General features: G+C 57.4%; 14 protein-coding genes and 2 other annotated features. Of the genes, 7 read left to right on the top strand and 7 right to left on the bottom strand.

What is annotated here, in order from left to right:
- Positions 1–7: 7 nt before the first annotated feature.
- Complete coding sequence (locus tag C7E10_RS07430; RefSeq protein ID WP_105326695.1) at positions 8–862, bottom strand: isocitrate lyase/PEP mutase family protein; 855 nt, start codon at positions 860–862, stop codon at positions 8–10.
- Between the two features lie 210 nt (positions 863–1072).
- Here C7E10_RS07430 and C7E10_RS07425 point away from each other — a divergent pair, with 210 nt between their 5' ends.
- A complete protein-coding gene (locus C7E10_RS07425; protein WP_105326694.1) occupies positions 1073–2563 on the top strand; it encodes an ArnT family glycosyltransferase in 1491 nt (496 codons plus the stop codon).
- Positions 2564–2622: 59 nt separating this feature from the next.
- On the opposite strand, the gene C7E10_RS07420 is transcribed toward C7E10_RS07425, so the two are convergent.
- Together C7E10_RS07420 and C7E10_RS07415 are read right to left on the bottom strand one after the other, a co-directional pair.
- The gene (locus C7E10_RS07420) at positions 2623–3309 is read right to left on the bottom strand and encodes a response regulator transcription factor (protein ID WP_105326693.1); all 687 of its coding nucleotides are present in this window, start codon (positions 3307–3309) and stop codon (positions 2623–2625) included.
- Positions 3287–4789: a sensor histidine kinase gene (locus tag C7E10_RS07415; RefSeq protein ID WP_105326692.1), complete on the bottom strand. Its 1503-nt coding sequence runs from the start codon at positions 4787–4789 to the stop codon at positions 3287–3289. The genes C7E10_RS07420 and C7E10_RS07415 overlap by 23 nt, the downstream gene beginning before the upstream one ends.
- A gap of 256 nt (positions 4790–5045) precedes the next feature.
- Positions 5046–5272 (top strand) — a binding site (T-box leader).
- A gap of 75 nt (positions 5273–5347) precedes the next feature.
- Between C7E10_RS07415 and ilvB (C7E10_RS07410) the strand changes: the two genes are divergently transcribed.
- From ilvB (C7E10_RS07410) to ilvN (C7E10_RS07385), 6 genes are all read left to right on the top strand, one after another.
- On the top strand, positions 5348–7036 hold the full coding sequence (gene ilvB / locus C7E10_RS07410) for a biosynthetic-type acetolactate synthase large subunit (protein ID WP_105326691.1): 1689 nt from the start codon (positions 5348–5350) through the stop codon (positions 7034–7036).
- A gap of 2 nt (positions 7037–7038) precedes the next feature.
- Positions 7039–7557, top strand: coding sequence for an acetolactate synthase small subunit (ilvN, locus tag C7E10_RS07405; protein WP_105326690.1), 519 nt, complete (start codon positions 7039–7041; stop codon positions 7555–7557).
- Between the two features lie 10 nt (positions 7558–7567).
- Positions 7568–8833 (top strand): ATP-binding protein, encoded by a 1266-nt coding sequence (locus tag C7E10_RS07400; RefSeq protein WP_233547517.1) that lies wholly within the window; start codon positions 7568–7570, stop codon positions 8831–8833.
- A gap of 178 nt (positions 8834–9011) precedes the next feature.
- Positions 9012–9251, top strand: a binding site (T-box leader).
- 81 nt (positions 9252–9332) lie between these two features.
- A complete protein-coding gene (gene ilvC, locus C7E10_RS07395; RefSeq protein WP_105326689.1) occupies positions 9333–10343 on the top strand; it encodes a ketol-acid reductoisomerase in 1011 nt (336 codons plus the stop codon).
- Positions 10344–10368: 25 nt separating this feature from the next.
- A complete protein-coding gene (gene ilvB, locus C7E10_RS07390; RefSeq protein ID WP_105326688.1) occupies positions 10369–12060 on the top strand; it encodes a biosynthetic-type acetolactate synthase large subunit in 1692 nt (563 codons plus the stop codon).
- A gap of 2 nt (positions 12061–12062) precedes the next feature.
- Positions 12063–12566 carry an acetolactate synthase small subunit gene (gene ilvN / locus C7E10_RS07385; RefSeq protein ID WP_105326687.1) on the top strand — a complete coding sequence of 168 codons (504 nt, stop codon included), beginning with the start codon at positions 12063–12065 and terminating at the stop codon, positions 12564–12566.
- A gap of 52 nt (positions 12567–12618) precedes the next feature.
- Here the strand turns inward: ilvN (C7E10_RS07385) and leuB are convergent, their stop codons facing one another.
- The 4 genes from leuB to C7E10_RS07365 all read right to left on the bottom strand — a co-directional run bounded on the left by leuB (position 12619) and on the right by C7E10_RS07365 (position 17145).
- Positions 12619–13692 carry a 3-isopropylmalate dehydrogenase gene (gene leuB / locus C7E10_RS07380; RefSeq protein ID WP_105326686.1) on the bottom strand — a complete coding sequence of 358 codons (1074 nt, stop codon included), beginning with the start codon at positions 13690–13692 and terminating at the stop codon, positions 12619–12621.
- Positions 13692–14174: a 3-isopropylmalate dehydratase small subunit gene (locus C7E10_RS07375; protein ID WP_105326685.1), complete on the bottom strand. Its 483-nt coding sequence runs from the start codon at positions 14172–14174 to the stop codon at positions 13692–13694. Before C7E10_RS07375 ends, leuB begins: the two co-directional genes overlap by 1 nt.
- Complete coding sequence (gene leuC / locus C7E10_RS07370) at positions 14171–15436, bottom strand: 3-isopropylmalate dehydratase large subunit (protein ID WP_105326684.1); 1266 nt, start codon at positions 15434–15436, stop codon at positions 14171–14173. The genes C7E10_RS07375 and leuC overlap by 4 nt, the downstream gene beginning before the upstream one ends.
- Positions 15437–15759: 323 nt before the next feature.
- The gene (locus C7E10_RS07365; protein ID WP_105326683.1) at positions 15760–17145 is read right to left on the bottom strand and encodes a WG repeat-containing protein; all 1386 of its coding nucleotides are present in this window, start codon (positions 17143–17145) and stop codon (positions 15760–15762) included.
- Between the last annotated feature and the right edge of the window lie 24 nt (positions 17146–17169).

The following is a 17169-nucleotide window of genomic DNA, read 5'->3' as shown; positions in this document are numbered from 1 at the left end:
ATTGGGCCTATTCCTTGATAAATTTTTTCTGCCAGGCCTGGTATTTTTCGCTTTGGACCACCTGAAGGTAAAAATCCATATCGATCATCCGCTCGGCCAGTGCCTGGTCGGAACTGGTTTCCCGCAAAATTCCCAGGGCTTCCAGCTGGGCCTTGATGGCTGTATAGTACAGCAGCTGGGGAAAGGTGATGATCTTATAGCCCATTTTCCCCAGGTCCAGGGCTGTCAGCCCTTCGTACATGGGTTTCCGGGAAATAAAGCCCACATGCAGGGGCGCCTGCACCCGTTTGGGCACTTCTTCCAGCTCCTGCCGGGTTTTGGGCACGATTTTGATCATATCCGCCCCGGCTTCCAGGTAGGCCTGGGCCCGTTCTACGGCTTCCCCAAAGGGAGCATCGGACCGGGCACAGATGACAAAATCCGGGTCCTGCCGGGCAGCTGCAGCAGCCTGGATTTTCCCGCACATTTCCTCCACCGAAACCAGCTTGGGTTCCTGGATAAAGGGGCAGTTGGTGGGCAGCTGCTGGTCTTCGATAAATATCCCGGCCAGTCCCGCCTGCTCAAACTCCTGCACCGTCCGCCGTACGTTCAGGGCATTGCCGTACCCGGCCTCTGCGTCCGCCATAATGGGAATTTCCACGGCCCCGCACATCCGGTGGTACACTCCGGCCATTTCCGTCATGGTCATCAGCCCATTATCCGGAGTCCCCAAATAGTCCCCGTGGATGCCATTGCCGGTGGCTCCGGCCAAGGGAAACCCCGCCATTTCCACCAGCCGGGCCGTCATGGCATTGTAGGCGCAGGGCGCCAAAATGGGTGCTTCCGCTGCCAATAATTGCCGCAGCTTTGTTGTTTTTTTCATGTTCCATTCCCCTTTCCCTGCAATTTTCTCCCTAATTGCTATTCCCTGTAAGTATACTCCCGAGTGTTTCACTCCTGCAACCGGCTGTGCGTCCCCACCGTTTTTTCTTTATGGAATCCTCTTTCTTTGTTTAAGAATTCTTTAACATCCCGGCCTATACTGATAATCATTCAAGTACAAGGCCGCCCTGCGGCAGAATTGAGGTTTCCCATGGAAGATGCAGCCCTTTCCCAACCCTGGTATAAACGCCATTTGGACATCCTGATTTTATTTGTTCTGGGTATTCTGCTGTTTTTTGCAGCCAACAGCCAGCTGCTGATTACGGACCCGGTAGAATCCAACTACGTGCTGACCGCCAAAGAAATGCTGGCCTCCGGCGACTATGTTTCTCCCCGGATTTTTGGCCGGTACTGGTATGACAAACCGATTTTGTTCTACCTGGAACTCATTGCTGCCTTTAAGCTCTTTGGGTTGACTTCCTTTGCCGCCCGCTTTTTCTCAGGAGTCTTTGGCCTGATTGGCGTTTTTCAAACCTACTGGTTTGCCAACAAACTGTACGGCAAACGGGTGGCCTTTCTCAGCAGCCTGATTATGATGACCAGTGTGGAATACTTCTACCTGGCCAAAGCCGTGATTACGGATATGACCCTGTTTGTAACCCTGGACGGGGCCCTGATGCTGTTTTACATTGCCAAGCGGGAGCAGCGTCCCCTGCTGTATTACGGTGCCTACGTTCTGGCTGGCATCGCCATCCTGACCAAAGGTCCCGTAGGGCTGGTGCTCCCCGGCCTGATTATCCTGGCCTATTTGGGGGCCTGCCGGGACGGCCGTACCCTCCGGTCCATGAAGCTGTTTTCCGGCATCCTGGTTTCCCTTTTGGTAGCTGCCCTGTGGTACGTACCCATGATTCAGCTCCATGGCAATGCCTTCCTGGAATACTTCATCGGCGTCCACAACATTCTCCGGGCCACGGTTTCTGAGCATCCCCGGAACAATACCTGGTGGTATTACCTGATGATTTTCCTGATCAGCGGTTTCCCTTGGAGTTTCACCGCCCCCTACCTGTTAAAGAAACACGGCAGGGCCCTGTGGCAGAAGCTGAAACACCGGACCCTGTGGGCCAGTTTGGAGGACCGGCAGCGATACCTGGTAATCTGGGCCCTGGGCATCTTCCTGTTCTTTGAATGCATGGCCACCAAGTACCCTACCTATACCTTCCCCTACCTGCCGCCTCTGGCCATCGGCCTGGCAGCCTACCTCTCGCCCCGCTATGACGGCTGGCTCAAACGGATTGCGGCCAGCATGGTGCTGCTTTTGGTGGTGCTGTCCTACGCCCTGGCCATTCCCCTGTGCCGGCAGGCCTCCTCCTGGGATGCTGCCCAACTGGCCAAGTATTGGGACGGTCCCAACACCCAGGTCTATATCTACGGCGGCCGCTACCCGGTTTCCTTTACCTACTACAGCGGCATTCCCGCCCCGGACCTGAACACCCGGGAAAAAATTGACCAGCAAAAACCTGACGGCATCAGCTGGAACGCCAAAAACATGATGCCCTTTGCCGCCATCGAAGACCTGCCGGAGACCGGCAACATTCTGGTGGTGGTGGAAAAAGGCCACCAAAAAGACTTCCTCCAAACCGTGCCCGGAGATTGGCAAAAACTGGGCGAACGCGGCCAGTGGGCCGTGTGGACAAGAGAATAAAGACGGCAAAAAAGCGCTGCAGAAAGGGTGATTTCCCTTTCTGCAGCGCTTTTTGCCGTCTATTTTTTAAACCGGTACCCTACGCCCCAAACCGTTTCAATGTATTCCGGCTTGGCCGTGGATTTTTCAATTTTTTCCCGAATTCGGTTCACATGGACGGAAACCGTAGCCGTATCTCCCAGGGAGTCCTCTCCCCAAATCCGCTGGAACAGGGTCTCCTTGCTGAATACCTGCCCTGGATTCTCGGCCAGAAATTCCAACAGGGCAAATTCCTTGTTGGGCATCACCACTTCCTTGCCGCCAACATAAACCCGGTGCCCGGCACAATCGATGGTCAGGTCCCCCCGGATGAGCAGTTTGGACGCCTGATTCTGGCCCGTAAGCTGCTGGTACCGTTTCAGGTGGGCCCGGACCCGGGCCACCAGTTCACTGGGACTGAAGGGCTTCACAATGTAGTCATCGGCACCCAGCCCCAGCCCCCGGATCTTGTCCACGTCCTCCTGCTTGGCGGACACCAGGAGAATGGGAATATTCCGCTGCTCCCGGATTTTCCGGCAGACCTGGAAGCCATCTTCGCCCGGAAGCATAATGTCGAGCAGCACCAGAGCAATTTCCGGGTCCAGAGCCCGTTTTTCCCCTTCCTGGCCATTGCCCAGGATTTCTGCCTGAAAACCCGCTGCTTCCAGATAATCCCGCTCCAGTTCTGCAATATCTTCGTCGTCTTCAATGATGAGAATCTTTTCCATGCTGCTGCTCCTTTAAGGGAAATTCCATACAGATTTTCAGGCCCTGGGGCGTATTGGCTTCTGCCCAAATGGTCCCTCCCATGGTTTCCACGATTTTTTTCACAACGGCCAGGCCCAGTCCGCTGCCACTGGCCACATGGGTCCGGGCCCGGTCCGTCCGGTAAAAACTGTCAAAGATTTTATTCAGCTGGTCCTGGGTTACGCCCTGGCCCTGATCCCCAAAAGAAAGCCGCACATAGCCCGGCTTTCCCGGTTCCAGCCGGATTTCCACCCGGCCATCCTGGCCCCGGTATTTGACGCTGTTGCCCAGCACATTGGAAAGCACCCGCTGGAACTGTTCCGGGTCCAGGGCAACGGGAGCCGCAGCCAGGGTACTGGCAAAGGACAGGGTAAGGCCCTGTTTCTCCCAATATTCCTCCTGCTCTGCCAGACAGTCTTCCATAAAGGCCGACAGGTTCACCGTCTGCCAATGGAAGGGCACCTGGTCCAGATCCAGTTTGGACAAAAGCAGCAGGGTCTGGTTCAACCGGCTCATGCTTTCCGTGGTGGTCAGAATTTTCTCCAGGTAATGCTGCTGTTTTTCCGGAGTATTGGCAATGCCTTCTTTAAGGCCGGAGGCATAGCCCTGGATTTTGGTCAGGGGAGTCGCCAGATCGTGGACAATCCCCGCCATCATTTCTTTTCGGTTCTGTTCGTACAGCTGCCGTTTTTCCCGGTTGGCTTTCAGTTCCAGCCGGGTCTTTTCAAAAGCCCGGAGCACGGCCCCAATTTCATCCTGGCTGTCCGCCACAATGGGGGTATCCAAATCCCCCCGGCTGACCTGGGCTGCCGTCCGGCGCAGCCGTCCCAGCGGCTTCAAAAACTGCTGGGCCATGATCCGGGACACCGCCAGGCCGATCAGGGCGGCCATCAGCAGCACCAGCAGGAAGGCTCCCACAAAGCTGCTTTTGAACAACTCCTTGGAGGTCATCTGGAACAAATCGCTTTTTTCCACCAGGGGGTCCGCTCCTACCACTACGGCTTCCAGGCCTTTGGGCGAGGTGTAATGAAAGGCCAGGCCCTTCTCCCCCCAGGCAATGGCACCCCGGCCTTCCGGGGCCCGCTGCTGGGCTTCCTGGAGCAGCGCGTCAGGACTCGTGCCCGGGGTTACGTACAGGGTCTTTCCCTGCTGCAAAAGGGCCACCTGCATCCCCTGATCCTCCAAATGGTCGCAAACCAGCAGCAGATGCCCCAGATCCCGGCCATTGTACTGGTCCGACCGGACTCGGAGCCGGGTCAGTTCAAACTGGATATTCAGCGTGGGCCCGCTTTCCGGCCAAATAAAGGACAGCACATTGGCCCGGTTCAGGTTCTCCATGCCAAAAGCCCAAAAAATTCCAATGCTCAGTACCGCAAAGCACAGGATGGGGGCCAAAATCATCAAATAGTTGGACAGCAGCAGCCGCTTCCGTATGGATAAATCCTTCCACCGCTTTTTCATAACGTAATCTCCTTTTTCCCAAGGAAAAACCGTAGCCAGGGCTTTCCCTGCATTTTCCTATTATACCATTTTCTTTGGGCCCCGGACTTTGCAAAAGTGCCTTCCCCCCCGCCCTTCTCTTGGTGTTTTATTTCATACAGACTGCAACAGGCGTTACAGTTTTAAGATTGTTTTTTCGTTTTTGTCCAAATTCATCATTTTTCGTTGACACTTGTCCGCGAAATCGCTAGAATAGGGACAATTCACTACCAAACAGCAAATGCCTATGATGGGAATAGTACTCCCCAGGGTTTTCCGCAGAGAGCCGGCGGCTGGTGCAAGCCGGCGAAACCCTTGGGAGGAAGCTCCTCCCGGAGGCTCCAGGCCGAAACAGCAGTAGGTCTGGGCGGCCATTTCCCCGTTACCGGAAGCACGTCTTCACGTGCCCAAGTGCCCTGCAGCCGCAGGGAAACAGGGTGGTACCGCGGTTCTTCCGTCCCTCAGCCAAGCTGAGGGACTTTTTTTATGGACTGCTCCCCGCACCAAAAATCCGGCCCGCCGGCCAAAAGGAGGCTATTTATGAAAATGACAGGCGCTGAAGCCATTATTGCCTGTTTCCGCCAGGAACAGGTCCCCGTTGTTTTTGGGTACCCAGGAGGGGCCGTACTGGGCCTGTATGATGCCTTGTACAAAACCGGCTTTCCCCATATCCTTACCGGCCACGAACAAGGAGCCATCCACGCAGCCGACGGGTACGCCCGGGCTACGGGACAGGTGGGAGTGGCCATTGCCACCTCGGGGCCCGGGGTCTGCAATATGGTTACCGGCATTGCCACCGCCCACATGGACTCCATTCCCCTGGTAATCATCAGCGGCCAGGTGGCTACGTCCCTCCTGGGCCGGGACGCTTTCCAGGAAGCGGACATTGCAGGCATCACCACCTCCATTACCAAGTACAACTACCTGGTCCGCCGGGCAGAGGACCTGCCCCGGGTGCTGAAGGAAGCCTTCTTCCTGGCCCGTACCGGCCGGCCCGGCCCGGTGCTGGTGGACATTGTCACCGAAATCTTTGATACCCCCTTGGACTTTACCTATCCGGAGAGCGTCCAGCTGCTGGGCTACGACAGCAGACGCCCGGCCCGGACCCAGGACCTTGCCCGGGCCGCAGCAGCGCTTTCGGCGGCCCGGCGCCCCGTCATCATGGCAGGGGGCGGGGTCATCCTGGCGGATACGGCCGGCACCCTGACCCAGCTGGCCCTGGACACGGGGATTCCCGTAGTAACCACCCTGATGGGCAAAGGCGCCGTACCCGACAGCCTGCCCCAACACCTGGGTATGCTGGGAATGCACGGCAGCTACGCCGCCAATCTGGCCGTTACCGGCTGCGACCTGCTGCTGGCCTTTGGGGTCCGCTTTGACGAGCGTTCCACTGCCAAAGCCTCGGAATTTGCCCCAGCCGCCCAGATTGTCCACTTTAATGTGGACCCCAGTGAAATCAATAAGATTATCCCCGCCCAGATCAGCGTCCCGGCCAGCCTTCAGGATGCCCTGCCCCGTTTCCAGGAAGCCCTCAGGGAGATTTCCGGCCTGAAGGAACGGTTTGCCCCCTGGCGGGAGCACTGCCTGGCCCTGAAGCAGGAAGTGCCCTTTGCCGCCCATACCTGCAAAGACGGGGTTTCCCCGGAGCTGCTGCTGAAGGAGACGGCCCGCAGGGCCCCGGAAGACACCATTGTGGCAACAGATGTAGGCCAGCATCAGATGTGGGCCGCCCAGTTCTTTCCTACGGACCGCCCCCGGCACTTTCTTACCTCGGGCGGTCTGGGCACCATGGGGTTTGGCCTGCCGGCAGCCCTGGGCGCCAAGGCAGGCTGTCCGGACAGCACCGTACTCTTGATTACCGGAGACGGCAGCATCCTGATGAACTGCCAGGAATTTACCACCCTGCCCACCTATGGGCTAGCGGTAAAGACCCTGGTGCTGAAAAACGGCCAGCTGGGGCTGGTACGCCAGCTCCAGCACGTGTACCGGGGCGGCCGGTACTCCCAGACCCAGCTGGTAAAAAAGCCCTCCACAGCGGCCATTGCGGCCGCCATGGGCATTCCTTCCCGGGAAGTTGCTTCCCCGGAAGAGCTGGCGGCGGGGCTGGACTTCCTTTTTGACACGGAGGGCTCCGCCCTGCTGGAGGTCACCGTACCCGCTGATGAACTGGTTTATCCCATGGTTCCCGGCAGCCAAGGCCTGGACCATATGCTTTTAGGAGGAGAATAATCATGCAATGGCAGCATCTTGCCCTTCTGGTCAACAACAAACCCGGGGTTCTGGCCCATGTGGCCGGCCTGCTGGCCCGGCGGAACATCAATATCGAATGCCTGAATGTGGGCTACACGGACCTGGCGGAAATCAGCCGAATCAACCTGATGGTGGAAGTGGACACCCGATTTGCCCTGGACCAGGCCATCAACCAGCTTTCCCAGCTGATTGACGTGATTGCCGTGGTCAACCTGGACGACCAGCCCCTGGTCAGCTATGAACTGACCCTGATCAAGGTCAGCAGCCCCACCGCCCAAATCCGGGAAGAGCTCACCAATATTGCCGGTTTGTTCCACGCCAAGATTGTGGACGTCTACCCGGAATCCCTGATTTTCCGGCTTACCGGCCGGGAGGACCATATCAAGGCCCTGCTCCAGCTGCTCCGAGCCTACACCATATTGGAAATTGCCACCACCGGCCAGATTTCCCTGGGCCGGGGTCCCCATACGGTGAAAGAAACCGCTTTGGCAAAAGCCTGAAGGAGAAAACATGAACCTGGAAAATAACTCACAAATGATCGATTTTACCATTTTTTCTAAGCTATCCGTATTGCGTCCCTTGTTTTTTGACCCAGTAATCCATAAGCTGGCCAAAGCCGCCAAACACCCCGGCAAAAGCCAGCTCAGCCAGGCCCGGGAAAGGGTCCTTACCCAGGCAGAAGCCTGGGGCCTTGGGGGCAACCTGTGGCAGGCCTATTTCTTCCACCTTTTGTGCGAAGGCAATAACCTGGCCGGACGCACGGTGGAAGCCCAGGGGCGGGCCGGCAGCGGTCTGGCAGCAGCTCTGACCCGGGACCTGGAACTGCTCCAGCCCTTCCTGCACCTGTCCGGGGAAGCCGTTTTTAGAGACCCGCTCTATGACAATTACCAGCCTGCCCAACCGGGAAATTCCAAGCTGGAAGACCAGCTGCGGGCAGCGTTGCTGGCGGCCCCAAGTCCCAGGGAGCAGGCCCAGCTTCTCCTTAGCCAGTACCAGCGTTATGGCCGGGGCCAAATGGCCCAGTACGAGGCCTTCTGCCTGGACGCAGCAGGTGCCTTCCAGGGCATTGCCCAATTCCCCCACTATGCCTGGGAGGACCTTTTGGGCTACCAGGACCAGAAGGAAAAGCTCCTGGCCAATGCCCGGCAGTTTATGGCCGGCCGGGGCTGCAACAACGTACTCCTCACCGGAGCCCGGGGCACCGGCAAGTCCACCTCCGTAAAGGCCCTGATTCCCTTGTTCAGCGCCCAGGGCCTGCGCCTGGTGCAAATCAAGCGGGACCAGCTCCAGCTCCTTTCCGGAGCCATGACTGCCGCCGGAAAAATCCGCAGCCACCGCTTCATTTTCTTCTTCGACGACCTGTCCTTTGACGAGAATGAAACCGAATACAAATACCTGAAATCAGCCATCGACGGGGGCGCCGCACCCCAGCCGGACAATGTGATGCTCTGCGCCACCAGCAACCGGCGGCACCTGCTGAAGGAAACCTGGTCCGACCGGAGCGATGCCCTGGAGGCAGAGGTCTTCCGGGAAGATGCGGACAACGAATCCATTTCCCTGTCCGACCGCTTTGGCCTGATCCTGCACTTTGGCGCCCCCACCCAGGCCGAATACCTGGCCATCATTGCCCACGAACTGGAAAAGGAGGGCATCACCCTTTCTCCCCAGGAACTTCGGGTTTTGGGAGTACGCTGGGAAATGGAACATTCCGGCCGGAATGGCCGTATTGCCAAACAGTTTGTCCAGTGGTATCTGGGCCAACGCACAACTGAATAGCTGCTAGGGAACCCCGCCTGCTCCGCAGGCACCCCGGTTAAGACCCGGACAGCGCTACAAGCGTTACACTTTTACACATCAAATTCTTATATTGCAATTTTTTTCTCGTTTTTCTGTTGACAGTTGTTTGCTGTCATTGTAGTATTAGGACATCCTTTTCAACCAAAAGGAAATAACGAGAAATCTGATGACGGGAAAGAGTACTTTGCTCCCAGTTTCTCCCAGAGAGTCGGCATTTGGTGCGAGCCGATAGAAACCCCCAAAGGAAAATCCTCCCCGAAGAGCAATGCTGAAGTGTATTAAGCATTGACGGCTGTCCTCCGTTAACCGGAACGCGTATGTTAGTACGTTGCAGAGAGCTCTGTGCCAGCAATGGCCGGAGAATCAGGGTGGTATCGCGGAATCTTCCGTCCCTAGCATAGGGGCGGATTTTTTTATACCTCTGAAGCCTCCACAACGGGAAACTAAAGGATTTTATTTCAAAAGGAGAGTGTTTCACATGGCAAAAGTATTTTATGACAAGGACGTTAACTGGGATGTATTAAAGGGTAAAACCGTAGCGGTAGTCGGCTATGGCAGCCAGGGTCATGCCCATGCCCTGAACCTGAAGGAAAGCGGCGTAAACGTAGTGGTAGGCCTGTACAAGGGCAGCCATTCCGTAGAAGTGGCCCAGGCAGCTGGTTTGGAAGTAAAGACCGTTGCCGAAGCGGTAGCCAGTGCCGATGTTACCATGGTCCTGATCCCCGATGAAAAGCAGGCCGATGTGTACAAGACGGAAATCGGCCCCAACCTGAAGCCCGGCAGCGCCCTGGCTTTTGCCCATGGTTTCAACATCCATTTCAAACAAATCCAGCCCCCTGCCAACGTGGACGTCTTCATGGTAGCTCCCAAAGGCCCCGGCCATCTGGTTCGCCGCACCTTTGTGGAAGGCGGCGGCGTACCCGACGTATTTGCTGTGGAACAGGATGCCACCGGCAAGTGCTTTGACCTGGCCCTGGCCTACGCCAGAGGTATCGGCGGCACCCGGGCAGGGGTAATCCAAACCACCTTCCAGGAAGAAACGGAAACCGACCTGTTCGGCGAACAAGCCGTTCTGTGCGGCGGGGTCTGCCAGTTGATCACCAACGGCTTTGAAACCCTGTGTGAAGCCGGTTACCAGCCGGAAATCGCCTACTTTGAAACCTTCCACGAAATGAAATTGATTGTGGACCTGATGTACGAAGGCGGCATGGCCAAAATGCGCAAATCCATCAGCGATACCGCTGAATATGGTGACTACACCGCAGGTCCCAAAGTGGTGACCCAGGATTCCAAGGCAGCCATGAAGCAGGTTCTGAAAGACATCCAGGACGGCACCTTTGCCAAGGACTGGCTGCTGGAAAACCGTGCCGGCGGCCGTGCCCACTTCCTGGCGATGCGCCGGCAGCACGCCGAACATCCCCTGGAAAAAGTAGGGGCCAAACTGCGGGCCATGATGCCTTGGCTGCATGAAAACGATAAAAACGAGTAAGACAATCTAAAGGAGGACGGCAGCAATGAAGATGACCGGTGCAGAAGCAGTGATCGAATGTTTGAAAAAAGAACAGGTGCAGGTGGTATTCGGGTATCCAGGAGGAGCGGTCCTCAGCCTGTATGATGCCCTGTACCGGAAACAATTCCCCCATATTCTCACCGGTCATGAACAGGGCGCCGTCCATGCGGCCGATGGGTACGCCCGGGTTACCGGACGGCCCGGGGTCTGCTTTGCCACCTCCGGTCCCGGCGTCTGCAATATGGTTACTGGCATTGCTACAGCCAACATGGACTCCATTCCCCTGGTCATCATCAGCGGCCAGGTGGCCACTCCCCTGATTGGCCGGGATTCCTTCCAAGAAGCGGATATTTCCGGCATCACCACCCCCATCACCAAGCACAACTACCTGGTGAAAAAGGTCCAGGACCTGCCCCGGGTGCTGAAGGAAGCCTTCTACATTGCCGCTTCCGGCCGGCCCGGGCCCGTGCTGGTGGATGTGGCCAAGGACGTGTTTGATTCCACCCTGGACTTTACCTATCCGGAAACGGTTTCCCTAAGGGGCTACAACCCTTCCCGTACCGGCCGGGCCGAAGAAGTGGACGCCGCCGTGGCGGCCCTGTCCGCTGCCAAAAAGCCCGTGCTGATGCTGGGCGGCGGGGTGGTGCTCTCCGGCACCGCTTCCTACCTGCAGACCCTGGCAGAAACCTATGAGCTGCCAGTGGTCTACACCCTGATGGGCAAAGGCGCCATTCCCGACGGCTGGGAATACAACCTGGGGATGCTGGGCATGCATGGTTCCTATGCGGCCAATATGGCGGTAACGGACTGCGACCTGCTGCTGACGGTAGGAGCCCGGTTTGATGACCGGGTCACCGGTTCCGTGGCCAATTTCGCGCCCAACGCCAGGATTCTCCACTTTGACATCGACAAGGTGGAAATCAACAAGATTGTCCACGCAGACATCAGTGTCAACGGAGATCTGCGCTGGTCCCTGCCCCTGCTGCTGGAAAAATTGGCGGCCTGCCCGCCCTCTTCCTTCCACTGGGTGCCCTGGCGCCAGCAGGTGCTGGAGCTGAAGGTCCAGTATCCCTTTGCCACCCGTCCTTCCAGTGACGCCGGGGTGTCCCCCCAGGTGCTGCTGACCCAGCTGGCCCAAAAGGCCGGCCCGGACGCCATTGTCACCACCGATGTGGGCCAGCACCAAATGTGGGCGGCCCAATTCTATCCCCTGACAGAGCCCCGGCATTTTGTCACCTCCGGGGGCCTGGGCACCATGGGCTACGGCCTGCCCGCCGCTTTAGGCGCCCAGCTGGGCGCCCCGGATAAGCCGGTGGTGCTGGTAACCGGGGACGGCAGCATCCTGATGAACTGCCAGGAATTTGCCACCCTGCACAAGTATGGTATCCCGGTGAAAACCGTGGTGCTGCGCAACGCCACCCTGGGTATGGTAAACCAGTGGCAGCGGATGTTCTACGGCGGCCGCTGCGCAGAATCGGACCTTACCCGGAACCCTTCCATGGCCCGGGTAGCAGCCGCCATGGACGTGCCCAGCTTTACCTGCAGCCGGGAAGAAGAACTGGCCGGTGCCCTGGCCCAGCTCTTCAACACCAGTGGTCCTGCGCTCCTGGAAGTGACCATTCCCCCGGACGAAAATGTGTACCCCATGGTACCTGGGGGCAAGCGGCTGGATGAAATGGTATTGGGAGGAGAATGACTATGCTGAAGCAGCATCTGGCCATTTTGGCCGACAACAAACCCGGTGTTCTGACCCATGTGGCCGGCCTCATCAGCCGCCGGGCCATCAACATCGAATACATCAACGCCGGCTACACGGAAGAACCGGATGTAACCCGGATCAATATTGTGGTTTCCGTGGAAGACCGGTGGGAGCTGGACCAGGCCATCAACCAGCTGGCCAAGCTCATTGACGTCATCAAGGTGGTGGACCTGGATGACGCCCCCTTTGTCAGCTATGAGCTGGCCATGATCAAGGTAAAAAGCGGCAGCCCCGCCATGCGAGAAGAGCTGACCAATATTGCCAATCTGTTCCACGCCAAGGTGGTGGACGTCCAGCGGGAATCCCTGATTCTCCGGCTTACCGGCCGGGAAGACCACATTGATGCCCTGCTGGAGGTTCTGGAAGACTACGAAGTACTGGAAATCGCCCGTACTGGCCAGATTTCCCTGGGCCGGGGCCTGGTTCCCGTTAAAAAAATGTAACACCCATAAAAAAACGACTTTCCAAAAGGAAAGTCGTTTTTTTATTTGTTATTTATTTTTTCACGGCCTGGGCTACCAGTTCGCCCATTTCTCCGGTACTCACCACGGTCAGGCCTTCGCCTGCCAAATCCGGGGTCCGGTACCCGGCTTCCATCACCTGGTCCACCGCCCGTTCAATGGCAGCTGCCGCTGCTTCCTGCCCCAGGGAATAGCGCAGGAGAAGGGCCGCCGACAAAATAGTGCCCAAGGGGTTGGCCACCCCTTTGCCTGCCAGATCCGGGGCACTGCCGTGGATGGGTTCGTAAAGGCCTGTGCCGTCCCCCAGGCTGGCGGAAGGCAGGAGCCCTATGCTGCCGGCAATGGTGGACGCTTCATCGCTTAAAATGTCCCCAAAAATGTTGTTGGTGAGAATCACGTCAAATTGTTTGGGGTTCAGCACCAGCTGCATGGCACAGTTGTCCACGTAATAATGGTTCAGCTCCACCTCCGGGTACCGGCTGTCGTGGAGCTCCGTAACCACCTTCCGCCACAGCCGGGAAGACCCCAAGACATTGGCCTTGTCCACGCTGGTAACCTTGCCCCGGCGCAGCCGGGCTGCTTCAAAGGCCTTTACGGCAATCCGCTCGATTTCCGGCCGGGTGTACTTTTCGATATCGGAGGCGGTTTCCACACCGTCCACCAAAGCTGCTTCCTGGTGCTCCCCAAAGTAGATGCCGCCGGTAAGCTCCCGGACAATCACCAGGTCCGCACCTTCTGCCCGTTCCGTCTTTAAGGGGGACAGATGGGCCACGTAGGGCCGTACCGTTACCGGCCGCAGGTTGCAGTAAAGGCCCAAGGCCTTCCGGATGGCCAAAAGACCCTTTTCCGGCCGTTTGGTCACGTCGGGCAGCTGATCCCACTTGGGTCCGCCCACCGCCCCCAGAAGCACCCCATCCGCTGCCTTGGCGCTTTGGAGGGTTACCTCCGGCAGGGGCGTGCCATAGGCATCATAGGCGCAGCCCCCCATAAGCTGATGGTCATAGGAAATATCCAGCCCAAAGACCTGGGCCGTCTTTTTAAGCACCACCAGGGCTGCGTCCGTAATCTCTGGACCAATGCCGTCACCGGCCAGTACGGTAATCTTCATCAGGCTTTGCCTCCTTTTACGTAATTGATCAGGCCCCCGGCTTCCCCGATTTTCCGGACAAATTCCGGCAGGGGATGGGTTTTGATCACCAGGTTTTTGTTCAGCACGTGGATTTCCCCCTTGTCCAGGTCCACGGTCACCTGGTCTCCCGCTTCTATCTTTTTGGCCTCTTCCCCGATTTCCAGTACCGGCAGGCCAATATTAATGGCATTCCGGTAGAAAATCCGGGCAAAGCTTTCAGCAATGATGCACTGGATGCCCTTTTCCTTGATGACAATGGGGGCGTGTTCCCGGGAAGAGCCGCAGCCAAAGTTCCGGCCGGCCACCATAATGTCCCCGGGCTGAACCTGGGAAGCAAAGGTGGTATCAATGTCTTCCATAGCATGCTCACTGAGTTCCTTAAAATCTGCTATGTTCAAATAGCGGGCAGGGATGATGACATCCGTATCCACATGGTCTCCATAACGCCAAACCTTACTCATGCTAACACCTCCCGGGGATCGGTAATCCGGCCCATTACGGCGCTGGCAGCGGCCGTATAGGGGCTGGCTAAATATACTTCACTGTCCACATGACCCATCCGGCCCCTGAAGTTCCGGTTGGTGGTGGAAACGGCCCGTTCGCCGGCAGCCAAAATGCCCATATAGCCGCCCAGACAGGGTCCGCAGGTCGGTGTGGACACCGCTGCTCCTGCGTCCACAAAAATGTCGAACAGGCCGTTATCCAGGGCCCGCTTGTAGATTTCCTGGGTCGCCGGAATGATGATGCAGCGCACCCGGGGATGGACCTTCCGGCCCTTCAGCACTTCTGCAGCCTGGTCCAGATCTTCATACCGGCCGTTGGTGCAGGACCCGATGACCACCTGGTCGATGGCAATGTCCTTGCCTTCGGCAGCGGGGTGGGTGTTTTCCGGCAGATGGGGATAGGCCACCACCGGCACCAGTTCATCCAGGGCGATGGTAATGGTCCGGGCGTAAACGGCGTCCGGATCGGCCTCCACCGGTTCCCAAGCCCGGGTAACGCCCCGTTCCTTCAGATAGGCCCGGGTCTTTTCGTCCACCGGGAAAATACCATTTTTGGCCCCGGCTTCAATGGCCATGTTGCAGATGGTGAACCGGTCCGCCATGGACAGTTCTCCCACGCCGTCCCCGAAAAATTCCAGGGACTGGTACAGGGCCCCATCCACTCCGATTTGGCCAATCAGGGTCAGGATGACATCCTTGCCCTGGACGTAGGCCGGTTTCTTGCCGGTAAGCACCACTTTGATGGCGGCGGGTACCTTGAACCAGGTTTTCCCTTCGGCCATGGCTGCCCCCAGGTCCGTCTGGCCCACCCCGGTGGAGAAGGCGTTCAGGGCCCCGTAGGTACAGGTATGGGAATCGGCACCAATAATCAATTCCCCAGGCGCCACCAGCCCGCTGTCCGGAATCAGGGCGTGTTCAATGCCCATACGGCCCACTTCGTAATAATGGGTAATCTCATGCTTCCGGGCAAATTCCCGCATATGCTTGCACAGGGTTGCAGATTTGATGTCCTTGGGCGGCGAAAAATGGTCCGGCACCAAGGCAATCTTGTCCTTGTCAAAAACAGGACGCCCAATCTTATCAAACTCGTCAATGGCAGGAGGCCCAGTAATATCGTTGGCCAGCGTCAGATCCACCTGGGAGATCAGCAGCTCACCGGTTTCCACCTCCGGCCGTCCGGCGTGTTTCGCCAAAATTTTTTGTGTTCTTGTCATTCCCATACGTAACTCCCCTTTCCTTTTTCAGATACAAAACGCCCCTATCCGCCAGAAGCGGATAGGGGCGAATGAACGCGGTACCACCCTATGTTTGTTCTCGTTCAGTTTAACGCACTGTGGACGGCAGGAACTACTTTGGTTCATCCCTGCGGCTCCCGGGCGAGAGAATATTGGAATCCTGCCGGCTCGCACCTGCCGCCGGCTCTCTGTAAGGCTTCTTCCTATTCAGTCCCGTTCATAACCGATAAGCAATTATTGCGGTATGGTTTACATTATGCCACCGTATGCAATTCCTGTCAACAGCTTTTTGTACGTATTCACGAATTTCAGTCAAATATTCCAGCCTTATCGTACTGTGCAGGGATAACAACCTGGGCATCCCTGTTAACATACCCCCACAGGTCCTTGGCCGGATCCTTAAAGGCCGCCCGGTCAGCGTACAACGGTCCCAGTTCCTTTAACTGCCGGCGCAGAGGGGCTGCCAATTGACCCTGCTTATCGATAATGCCCCCTTCCTCCTGGGTCATTACCGTGGTCCGGTCCTCCAGGAAAGAGTTCACCCGGTCATACCGGTTGGAAATCACTACCGTATTCTGCTCATTGATAAAGCCCCACTTCTTGTCGAAGCTGAAAGCTGCCAGGCCCTGGCTAAAGGGCCACAGGGCATCGTAGGCCGGGGGAATCACCACCCGGCCCTGGGCATTGACCATACCCCAGTGGCCTTCGTCCTGGATCAGGGCATAGCTGCCGTAGAAGGGCGTTACCGTATCGTAGGTAGTGGGAATCACTTCCTGGCCCTGCTTGTTCACATAGCCCCGGTACAGGCTGCCGGGCATAACGGCCCCGGGCGAAATCCCGATGCCGCCGCCCCAGCCCCAACCGTGGTGCCGGCGATGGTGGTAGCCTCCGGTCCAGCCCCAGCCAGGATAGCCCCAGACGCCCCAGCCGTCCCAGCCCCAGCCAATGCTTACATAATCCAGCAGGCTGCGGTGGCGCCGGCGGACGCCCACTTCGGCCAAGCCATTTTCGGCAAAATCCCCCACAAAGGAATAATCCCGGAGCTTGGCGTATTTCTGGCCCTTAATATTCATCAGCCAGTTGTCATCCACCACGGCAACGCCCTGGTGGAAATCCCGGGGGTCCTTGATGCTGGCTCCGATAAGCGGCGTGCCATCCTTATGGATATACAGCCATTTGCTGTTCAGTTTGGCAGCTGCCAGGCCTTCGCTGAAGCCCCTAACGGACTTGTACTGGGCCGGAATCACCAGTTTTCCCTGGGTATCCACAAAGCCCCAGCGGTCCTCCACCTTGACAGGCGCCAGGCCTTCCTGGTACAGCCCCACTTCCTCATATTCCCCGGGCTGCTTTTCCCCGTTCAGGTTGTAGAAGCTCCAGGTTTTCTTCTCCTTGCCGCCAAAATATCCTTCGTTTACCCCGGTGACCTTTTTCAGCACCGGCTTTAACAATTCTTTCCCATTTCGGTCATAAAGCCCATACTTGCCGGACTTTTTCACCAGAACCACGGGTGCTTCCACCTTATCGTTTACTTCCACACTCTTAAATTCCAAGGGGATGACCACTTTCCCCTCCGGGTCAATGGCTCCCTGCTTTCCGTCCTTTTCCACCACGGCCAAATGCTCAGCGGCCAGGGCCGTTTGGCCCAGCGCCAGGCAAAGAGCCAGCAGCAAACCGAGTTTCCCTTTGCTTTTCATGTTGGCACCTCCGTTTTCTTTTCT

The organism is Acidaminococcus hominis, assembly GCF_900291475.1.
Lineage (GTDB): Bacteria > Bacillota > Negativicutes > Acidaminococcales > Acidaminococcaceae > Acidaminococcus > Acidaminococcus hominis.
This window is presented reverse-complemented; position numbering and strand designations above follow the sequence as displayed.